This window comes from Bacteriovorax sp. DB6_IX (assembly GCF_000447775.1).
Taxonomy (GTDB): Bacteria; Bdellovibrionota; Bacteriovoracia; order Bacteriovoracales; family Bacteriovoracaceae; genus Halobacteriovorax_A.
This window is the reverse complement of record NZ_AUNJ01000314.1, coordinates 1-8,126: the sequence shown is the minus strand read 5'-3', so window position 1 is coordinate 8,126 and position 8,126 is coordinate 1. Positions and strand designations below refer to the sequence as shown.

The window sequence follows — 8,126 nt, the reverse complement described above, 5'->3', positions numbered from 1 at the left end:
CACTAAAAGTTCCACTTCAGGTAGATATGGGAATTGGTGTTAACTGGTTTGATTTAAAATAATTGAAAGGCCCTTTTAGAGGGCCTTTTTTAATTGGAAAGTAAATTTGCTACCTAGATTCTCTTGGCTTTCAACAGTAAGTGTTGATCCATGTTCTTTGATAAGATTGTAAACAAGGGGTAATCCATATCCTGTTCCTGCTTCTCCCTCTGTTCCAGGACGAGAAGTAAACTCATTTCTTTTAAATATTTTTGAGAGTAGCTCTTTCGGAATACCAACACCGGAGTCTTTTACAGAGACATTTACAAAAGATTGATTATCTTCAACATCAATACTAATAGTCCCATCATTTGGAGTGAACTTGATTGCGTTGGTGAGCAAATTTTGAAGAATTTGAGTAATTCTTTGGCGATCTGCTTTAACAATAAGTGAAAGATCTAAGTTTGATTCTAGATGAATAGATTTTTTCTTAGTTAGAAAAGTTAGTTCACTAATGGTGTCTTTGATGACTTCATGAAGATCAACATCTTCGATTTGAATTTTAACTTTTCCTGATTCAATTGCCGAAATATCAAGAATATTATTAATAAGGTTAATCGATTTATTTGCTGACTTAAATGATGTAGGGAACAATCTCCTCTTGATCTTCAGGTGCTTCCTCTAGGGCCTTTGTGAAAGAGAGGATATTTCCTACCGGAGCTCTTAAGTCGTGCGCGACTATGCCAACAAACTCTTTCATCTTAGCGTTTGATTTCGCTAGTCTTTGTGCCGTTTGATTTGCTTGGCGTGTTCTTTTTATAACCAATCTGTTCAATATAATGATAAATGAAATTAAAACTGCTATGACAAAGAGAACAATATTGATAGCTAGTTTATTATCTTCGTAATAGGAGATAGGTCTAAAGAATATTTTTGACTCTGAAGGAAGAGAACTCTTACTTATTTGAAAGCGTACGAGTTGATTATAGTCAGACTGAGGAGAGTATTTAGTTTTTTCAATAACTGGCATTGTCGATATACTATCTCCACTTATTAATCTTAGAGCTAGATTTGCCACCTCTTCTCCGTGGGTAACTGGATTGTTCATGTAACCACCAACTGTTCCATTTCCAATCAATATTCCCCACATTGAGAAAATTGGTGCCTTAGAGATTTTTGAAATTTCAATAAGATGTTCATCATAAGAAAAGTAATTACCCTGATTATCGTGATGTATTGCTAAAAGTAAGTAATAGACACCTTTGGAGTAGTTTTTAATCTGTCCTTTAATTCATTTAAACTGAAGTCTTCATAAATACTAACTTTATTTCCTAATCCTCTTCTCTTAATTATCTCCCTAGCGTTTTGACTTAGATGCAGTCCAACTGTGGTTCGATCGGAGAGAAGAACGATCTCTTTGTAGCCAGGATAAATTTTCTGGATGAGATCTATATTCTCTTCTATCGATGTCCCTTCAAGAACTCCGGTGAAGTCTTGTGTCCATTAAGAAGTTCTGGTTTAAAGAAGTTGACTCCTGCAAAGACAACTGGAGCCTGTGGGAAGATGTCATCATGGACAGATCTTAAAAACTGAAATGCATAATCATCGGTTGTGATGATGAGATCAATGGGATAGTGGCGGTATTTATATCCAATTAGAGATTTTATTCTCCTCGTGTATTCAATGTCATCGGAAAATCTTCGACCATCCATATATTCAATATGAATATCCTCTGGAGGAATATGAGGACTTAATGTTTTTCTGATTCCCTTTAAAAGAAGTTCTGTCCACTTGTATTGAGGATGGTAAGAATTTAGGACAAGTATTCGCTTTGCAAGCACTTGTGTGCTTGCACTAATCCAAAGGATTAATGTCATGAGGATAAATTTCTTCATTAACTTCAATTATATAGGTGAATTTGAATGAGAGAGATGAACTTGTTTAACTACTTTAAAATAAAGAATTCTTAGAGATCTTTAAAAGGTCTTAAATATTTTGAAGTTACAGAGGTTTAGAGGGATCCTGCAATGAATTGTCCTCAATTCCTTCAATCCCATCATGAATCTCATAACCAAAAGATTTGACAATATCTTGAGCCGTGATAATCCCAATAACTTTTTTATCATCTAGACGACTGACAACGGGAAGTCTCGAAATTTGAAATCTCTTTAATCGGTGGAAGGCGACAAGAAGAGAGTGGTCTGGATAAATTTTAATAACTTTCTTCTCACATATGTGTTCGACATGAGTGTCATGATTTTTCTTTGCGTAGTTCGCTTTTATCTCTGCTCGTGAGACCATCCCAATAATTCGACCATTTCTCAAAATAGGGTAACCTGAGATTCCATCATCTTCTAGAGCGTGAAAAGCATCCTTGATCGTCAGGTGAGCATTGAAAGTGACAATATCTGTTTTCATTGCACCTTCCACTGTTAGAGTCTCAAGTATTTCATTGTCCTCTCTTGTAGGGAGGTGGATTCCATCTTGTTCTGAGATTCTTTCGTAGATAGATTCTTTTCCAAACTTTGCCGAAATTGTATAGGCCACAATATTTGCAATCATAAGAGGAAGAATAATATTGTAGTCTCTTGTTAGCTCAAAAACCATGAGGATACTTGTAAAAGGTGCTCGAATAACAGTTACGAAGAAGGCACCCATACCAACAAGTGCGTAAGCACCAGTGTTAGAAGTGATCTCCGGAAAGAAATTTGATGCGATAGCTCCAATGAAGCTTCCCATTGTTGCACCCATTAGGAGCGTTGGCATAAAGAGACCACCACTCATACCCGATGAATAGCATATTGATGTTGAAATAAACTTGAGAAGAAAAAGTGTTATCAGTACTTTTGGATCTAGAATTAGGGAGAGAAGTGTACCCTCTAATGTTCCATGTCCGCTTCCAATGACCCCCGGATGGATTTGGGAAAGTAGCCCAACTGTACAAAAGGCAATCATTATAAAAGTCAGACGGTGTCCTCTCATAACAGTTCTATTAAACTTTCTTAGCTTCAAAACAGAGTTCATCCAAAGAGGTCCGAGCACTGAAGCTGTTAGACCAATGACAAGATAGAAAATAAGCTCTCGTGTATCATTGAGTCTGTAGTGAAGCTCTGAGAAATAGGCATGATTTCCAGTTAGGACCTGTCCCGTGATAGAAGCAACAACTGAAGAAATAACGATTGCACCAAGAACTTTTGCGTTTAAGTCACCAACAATCTCTTCTAAGGTAAAGACCACGGCAGAGATTGGGGTATTGAAGGCTGCTGCGATTCCTCCGGCACTTCCTACTGCCACAAGGGCTTTAATTCTTTTTTTTGAAAGATTGAAGAAAGTTCCAAGGTAAGAACCTAGTCCGGAAGCAATTGTAACTGTTGGACCTTCTGCTCCTAGAGAGACACCTGCTCCTAAAGTGAGGGCACTAGTGACAAATTTTGCGATAGTGTCGGCTATTTTTATCTTCCCATGGAAAACAGCGAGGGCAATCCTAACGCCAGGAATACCAGAGCCAGAAGTCCATGGAAACTTCCTTGTCGTCAGCCAGCCTGAAATAAAGACTGCTGCTCCGCCCCAGATGAAGCTTTCTACAGTGAAGGTATCTCCTGTCTTAAGAACCTTTCTAATAATAATGACAGAGTGGTGTAGGCCTACGGCGATTAAAGCTGCGATAACCCCTGTGATGAGCGTTAGGGCGAAGTATGTTCTCTCTTCTGTGACCTCATTTTTAAGGAGCTTGCTGATAAGAGAGAATTTGAGCTTTTGAAGGGCCTTCATTTACCTACTTTTCGGTATTTTTCTTTGTTTGATTACAGTTATTTAACACTGACTAAGGGTGTCATGCAACTTTTTTTTTGACCCTTGCCCTTGACACTGGTGTAATGAAGCCCAATTTATTACTGTTAAAAAATTAATTGATACTTTTCAATAACTTCTATGGAGGAGAAACATGCAAGTTAAACCACTACACGACAGAGTTTTAGTTAAAAGACTAGAAGAAGAAACAAAGACAGCTGGTGGGATCATCATCCCTGATAATCACACAGAGAAGCCGTCTCAAGGTGAAGTTGTTGCAGTAGGTGCAGGTTACAGACTTGAAAATGGGTCTTTTGCTGCTTGTACTGTAAAAGCTGGAGATAAGATTCTTTTTGGTAAGTACTCAGGGACTGAAGTTAAACTAGAGGGTCAAGAGTACCTAATCATGAAAGAAAGCGATATTTTCGGAATCATTAACGCATAATTTAATTTTATATATTAGGAGATAAAAATGGCTAAAGAACTAAAGTATAGTGAAGAAGCAAGAAGTCTGATCCTTGAAGGTGTTAACCAGCTTGCAAACGCTGTTAAAGTAACTCTTGGACCAAAAGGTAGAAATGTTGTAATCCAAAAATCATTTGGAGCTCCACACATCACAAAAGATGGTGTTTCAGTTGCAAAAGAAATTGAACTTGAAAACAACTTTCAAAATATGGGTGCGCAAATGGTTAAAGAAGTTGCGCAAAAGACAAATGAAGATGCTGGAGATGGAACTACAACAGCAACAGTTTTAGCACAAGCTATTTACACTGAAGGTGTTAAGCTTGTTACTGCTGGTCACAACCCAATGGATCTTAAAAGAGGGATTGATCTCGCAGTAGAGAAGGTTATTGCTGAGCTTAAGAATGTTTCTAAACAAATCAAAACTTCTGAAGAGATTGAGCAGGTTGGAACAATCTCTGCGAATAATGATAATGAAATTGGAAAGTTACTTGCTGAAGCAATGGATAAAGTTGGTAACGAAGGTGTTATTACAATTGAAGAGTCAAAGACTGCTGAAACAACTCTAGATGTTGTTGAAGGTATGCAATTTGATAGAGGATACCTTTCTCCATATTTTGTAACTAATCCTGAAAAAATGGAAGTTTCATTTGATAACGCAAATATTCTTATCACAGACAAGAAGATTGCAAACATGAAAGAGCTTTTACCAATTCTTGAAAAAGCAGTTCAAACTTCTAAGCCTCTTCTTATTATTGCAGAAGATATCGAAGGTGAGGCGATCACAACTCTAGTTGTTAACAAACTTAGAGGAACATTAAATGTTGCAGCTGTTAAAGCTCCTGGGTTTGGTGATAGAAGAAAAGAAATGCTTAAAGATATTGCTGCTCTAACAGGCGGAACAGTTATTTCTGAAGAGCTTGGAATGAGTCTTGAAACAGCTGACCTGACTCACTTAGGTGCTGCGAAGAAGATTTCAATCGATAAAGAGAATACTACTATTGTTGATGGTGCTGGAGATAAGGCATCTGTAGACGCTAGAGTTTCTCAAATCAAAGCACAAATTGAAGAGACTTCATCTGACTATGACAGAGAGAAGCTTCAAGAAAGACTTGCAAAACTTGCTGGTGGTGTAGCTGTTGTAAACGTTGGTGCTCCAACTGAAACAGAAATGAAAGAGAAAAAAGATAGAGTTGAAGATGCTTTAAATGCAACAAGAGCCGCTGTTGAAGAGGGTATTGTTGTTGGTGGTGGTTCTGCTTTAGTTAAGGCCGCAAACGTTCTTGAGTCTCTTGAGGGTAGTAACTCAGAAGAGAACTTTGGAATTAAGATTGTAAGAAGAGCAGTTGAAGCTCCTCTAAGACAAATCGCTACAAACGCAGGTCTTGAGGGTTCTGTTGTTGTTAACGAAGTTAAGAATAATAAAGATGCTACTTTTGGATTTAATGCAAGAGAAGAAAAATATGAAGACCTTGTAGCTGCAGGAATCATTGATCCAACTAAGGTGACAAGATCTGCACTACAAAACGCTGCTTCAGTAGCTGGACTAATGCTTACTACTGAAACAATGATTGCTGATCTTCCAAAAGATGAGTCTGCTGCTCCGATGCCAGGTGGAATGCCAGGTGGAATGCCAGGTGGAATGGGTGGAATGCCAGGAATGATGTAATTACTCGCAATTTCCAATAAAAAAGCCCTCTGTTTGAGGGCTTTTCTTTTACTTATTTAATGCTCTTTCAATTTCTCTGAAGTTTCTATTCACACAACTTTGATAACTAAAGCTCACTCCTTCACCATAGTTGTTACAGCTTGAAACAAAAATATTTAGATCTCTGGCAGCTGATCTAAAGTTGCTATTAACACAACTTTGAAAACTATAGCTAAGTTCATCACCATAGTTAAAGCAAGAAAAGTTCTGTCCGGCTTCTCTGAAGTTTCTGTTTACACAGCTTGTAAATGAGTACGATACGCCGTCCCCATAGTTGTAACATGAGCTCATATAAGCTGCTGAGGTTGCACCTGAAATTAATAAAGATAATGCCAAAAGTATTTTTTTCACTTATTCCGCCTTTGTTTCGTTTTCTTATTAAAATTAGATAATATGAGTTGAGTTTCGTCAAATTTTCACAGGTAAATGATGCGCCATGGCTTCAGCTTCTCTAAAGATAAACTTATAATGATCCATCACTAAAAAAGGAATTACAAAGATGTTTGGAAATAAAGAGGTAAAAGAAAAGCCTAAGGCTTGGTCTAAAGAATGGTTTAAAGATGAAGCCCTTTCTTGGATTTATATTATTCTCATTGTTTTTGGTTTTAGATCAACATTTATAGATCACTATCATATCCCTTCAGGGTCATTACTTCCAACAAACGCAATTGGTGACTCTATCGTCGTTAATAAAATGTCATATGGGTTTAAGCTTCCTTTTACAGAATATTTCAATCCTATTTATTTAGGAGAGCAGTCTCTTCCAAAAAGAGGTGATATCGTCGTTTTTGAGTATCCTCAAGACCCAAGTATCTTATTCGTAAAAAGAACAATTGCTCTTCCTGGTGACACGGTAGAAGTTTATGATAATGAACTTTTTTTAAATGGTCAGAAAGTAGAGAAAACTCTGATCGAAAAAGATGAAGAATATAGAGAGCTCTATGATAAGAAGCCGGGGCAAAACCCTGCAGACTTAAAGTTCTATTCTCAAAAAATAGGAGAAAAGGAATTTGTGACAGGTGAGAATTCATCTTTCTTTAGGCACCTAAACCAAGAAAAGATTACTGTCCCAGAGGGGCATATCTTTGTTATGGGTGACAATAGAGATTACTCTAGTGACTCAAGAGTGTGGGGGTTTGTTCCTATAAAGAATATCCGCGGTAAGGCCTTTATGGTCTGGATGTCGATTGTATATCCTTGGTCAAAAGAGCCATTCCACTTTAGACCGTCAAGAATTGGTACAATGTTATAATGAATTTTTAGGGGCTTATCGGCCCCTTTTTTTATACCTTCTTCTTCCATTTTTCAGTAAAGAATTCTTGTCTCAAGAGAGCTTGCGCAGGATTTGTTTATACTAAATAATCTTAGTGTAGGAGTCGTGATGAACAATATCTTGATTGTAGAAGATGAGATTGGGATTCATGAAGTGCTTGAGTTTTACTTTGAGGAACTCGATCTAAATCTTGAATTTGCTATCGATTATGATGAGGCTGTTCGCTTAATAGAGCAGAAGAAGTTTCAATTAATTCTCTCTGACGTAAAACTGGGGGATGGCCCAACAGGGATTGATCTGTTGAGGTTTTGCAAAGAGTCCCACCAAAAAATCCCTTTTCTTATCATGACAGGATTTGTCTCTGCTTTAGATGCAAAGATGGCGTATAGTTTTGGAGCGGATGAATTTATTCCAAAGCCAATTAATCAAACAGAATTACAAAATAAAGTGATGAAGTTTTTAGAGGAGGGCACTTCTTATAAAAAGAGGGATTTGGATGATAACTTATTTTGTGAAGTTCCTATTTCCACATTTGTTTCTGGAAAGAAGGCACCATTTGATATTTATATTAAAATAAGAAAAGGTAAGTATATCAAAGTTGCTAATAAGTCTGATGAGTATAACCTCGATATCTTAAACAAATTCAAGGAAAAAGGGGTAGAGTTTCTTCATGCTCTTAGAAATGATTTTAAAGAATATACACTCTTGAATTTAAAAGTTTGCCAAGCTCTAAAATGAACAAGAGTATTTCTAGTGAAAAGAAAGACTCCTTTATAATTCACTCTCACAATATTCTACAAGAAAATGCTTTTAAGGTTAATCTCGATGAAGATCTTGTAAAGTATATGAACTTTTATGCTAAGAGTGTTATTGAAATTATGGCAGAAGATGAAAGGGTCTTTAATTTAGCTGATT

At 36.9% G+C, this 8,126-nt stretch carries 10 protein-coding genes; 5 read left to right on the top strand and 5 right to left on the bottom strand.

Features of this window, described 5'->3' with window-relative positions:
* Positions 1 to 75: 75 nt before the first annotated feature.
* The 4 genes from M901_RS09505 to M901_RS09490 form a co-directional block, all read right to left on the bottom strand.
* Positions 76 to 633 (bottom strand): sensor histidine kinase KdpD, encoded by a 558-nt coding sequence (locus M901_RS09505; protein ID WP_021277981.1) that lies wholly within the window; start codon positions 631 to 633, stop codon positions 76 to 78.
* The gene (locus M901_RS09500) at positions 614 to 1,129 is read right to left on the bottom strand and encodes a HAMP domain-containing histidine kinase (protein WP_198295381.1); all 516 of its coding nucleotides are present in this window, start codon (positions 1,127 to 1,129) and stop codon (positions 614 to 616) included. The genes M901_RS09505 and M901_RS09500 overlap by 20 nt, the downstream gene beginning before the upstream one ends.
* A gap of 310 nt (positions 1,130 to 1,439) precedes the next feature.
* On the bottom strand, positions 1,440 to 1,874 hold the full coding sequence (locus M901_RS09495; RefSeq protein ID WP_021277984.1) for a hypothetical protein: 435 nt from the start codon (positions 1,872 to 1,874) through the stop codon (positions 1,440 to 1,442).
* A gap of 106 nt (positions 1,875 to 1,980) precedes the next feature.
* The gene (locus M901_RS09490; protein ID WP_021277977.1) at positions 1,981 to 3,750 is read right to left on the bottom strand and encodes a chloride channel protein; all 1,770 of its coding nucleotides are present in this window, start codon (positions 3,748 to 3,750) and stop codon (positions 1,981 to 1,983) included.
* A gap of 172 nt (positions 3,751 to 3,922) precedes the next feature.
* Here M901_RS09490 and groES point away from each other — a divergent pair, with 172 nt between their 5' ends.
* Positions 3,923 to 4,213 (top strand): co-chaperone GroES, encoded by a 291-nt coding sequence (gene groES, locus M901_RS09485; protein WP_021277986.1) that lies wholly within the window; start codon positions 3,923 to 3,925, stop codon positions 4,211 to 4,213.
* A 27-nt stretch (positions 4,214 to 4,240) separates the two neighbouring features.
* Positions 4,241 to 5,899 carry a chaperonin GroEL gene (gene groL / locus M901_RS09480; RefSeq protein ID WP_021277982.1) on the top strand — a complete coding sequence of 553 codons (1,659 nt, stop codon included), beginning with the start codon at positions 4,241 to 4,243 and terminating at the stop codon, positions 5,897 to 5,899.
* Between the two features lie 48 nt (positions 5,900 to 5,947).
* Here groL and M901_RS09475 read toward each other — a convergent pair whose 3' ends face one another.
* Entirely contained in the window at positions 5,948 to 6,289 is a 342-nt protein-coding gene (locus M901_RS09475; protein ID WP_021277978.1) for a hypothetical protein, read from the bottom strand.
* Between the two features lie 148 nt (positions 6,290 to 6,437).
* Here M901_RS09475 and lepB point away from each other — a divergent pair, with 148 nt between their 5' ends.
* The 3 genes from lepB to M901_RS09460 form a co-directional block, all read left to right on the top strand.
* Positions 6,438 to 7,190 carry a signal peptidase I gene (lepB, locus tag M901_RS09470; protein WP_021277980.1) on the top strand — a complete coding sequence of 251 codons (753 nt, stop codon included), beginning with the start codon at positions 6,438 to 6,440 and terminating at the stop codon, positions 7,188 to 7,190.
* 129 nt (positions 7,191 to 7,319) lie between these two features.
* Positions 7,320 to 7,949 carry a response regulator gene (locus M901_RS09465; protein WP_021277985.1) on the top strand — a complete coding sequence of 210 codons (630 nt, stop codon included), beginning with the start codon at positions 7,320 to 7,322 and terminating at the stop codon, positions 7,947 to 7,949.
* A partial coding sequence (locus M901_RS09460; RefSeq protein ID WP_021277983.1) for a hypothetical protein occupies positions 7,946 to 8,126 on the top strand: 181 nt, incomplete at its 3' end. The genes M901_RS09465 and M901_RS09460, both read left to right, overlap by 4 nt.